Raw genomic sequence first — 1275 nt, 5'->3', positions numbered from 1 at the left:
GGCTCGCCGAAACGGCGATCGGCGACGCGATCCACGCGCTCACCCGGCACGACCTCCTGATGCGGCTCGCCGTCGCCTTCTTCGGCATGATGAACGTCATGCTCCTGTCGGTCGCCGTCTGGTCGGGGGCCGAGGGCGTGACCCGCGACATGATGCACTGGATCAGTGCCGCCATCGCGATCCCCGCCGTGATCTTCTCGGGCAAGCCCTTCTACGTCTCGGCCTGGGGCGCGCTCAAGGGGCGACGGCTCAACATGGACGTGCCGATCACGCTGGCGATCGGGCTGGCCGTGGGCACCTCGCTCTACGAGACGATCCACTCGGGCCACCACGCCTATTTCGACGCGGCGATCATGCTGTGCTTCTTCCTGCTCGGCGGGCGCTACCTCGACCACCGCACGCGCGCCTCCGCCCGTTCGGCCGCGCAGGAGCTCGCCGCGCTCGAGGTGCCCCGCGCCCTCCGCGTGACCGCGGCGGGGGAGGAGATCGTGGCCGCCGCCGACCTCGCCGTGGGCGACGTCGTCCGGGTGAAGCCCGGCGGGCGCATCCCGGTCGACGGGATCGTCACCGAAGGCTCGTCCGAACTCGACCGCTCGCTCATGACCGGGGAGAGCCTGCCGGTCTATGCCGGTCCCGGAATGGCCGTCAGCGCGGGCGAGGTGAACCTGACCGGCCCGCTCCTCGTCGAGGTCAGGGCTGCGGGCCGCGACACCTCGCTCCACCGGATCGCGGACCTCGTGGCGGTGGCCGAGTCGGGGCGCGCCAACTACAACTCGCTCGCCGACCAGGCGGCCAAGCTCTACGCGCCGGGGGTCCACATCCTCGCCGTCGTCGCGGCCGTGGGCTGGTGGCTCTACACCCAGGACCTGCGCATCGCGCTCAACATCGCGGCGGCCGTCCTCATCATCACCTGCCCCTGCGCGCTCGCCCTCGCGGTGCCCGCGGTGACGACCGCCGCCTCCGGGCGGCTCTTCCGCAAGGGCCTCCTCATCAAGGACGGCACCGCGCTCGAGCGGCTGGCCGAGGCCGATACCGTCGTTTTCGACAAGACCGGCACGCTGACGACGGGCGCGCCCGATCCCGTGGGTCTCGAAGACCAGCCGGAGGAGCCGATGCGCGTTGCCCTCGCGCTCGCCGCGGTCTCCTCGCACCCGCTGGCAGAGGCGCTGGCGAAAGGGCTCCGCGCCCGCGGCATCCGGCCCGCGAACGTGACCGGCGCGCGCGAGGTGCCGGGCTATGGCGTCGAGGGGACCTGGGCTGGCGGGACCGTGCGCC

At 72.5% G+C, this 1275-nt stretch carries 1 protein-coding gene; it reads left to right on the top strand.

Annotated features, from left to right (window positions below):
* Positions 1-1275, top strand: a 1275-nt coding sequence (locus ACTS11_RS11940; RefSeq protein ID WP_442640538.1) for an HAD-IC family P-type ATPase, incomplete at both ends; no start/stop codon positions are given.

The sequence above is a fragment of the Roseicyclus sp. genome (assembly GCF_052168335.1).
Classification (GTDB): domain Bacteria; phylum Pseudomonadota; class Alphaproteobacteria; order Rhodobacterales; family Rhodobacteraceae; genus Roseibacterium.
This window is presented reverse-complemented; position numbering and strand designations above follow the sequence as displayed.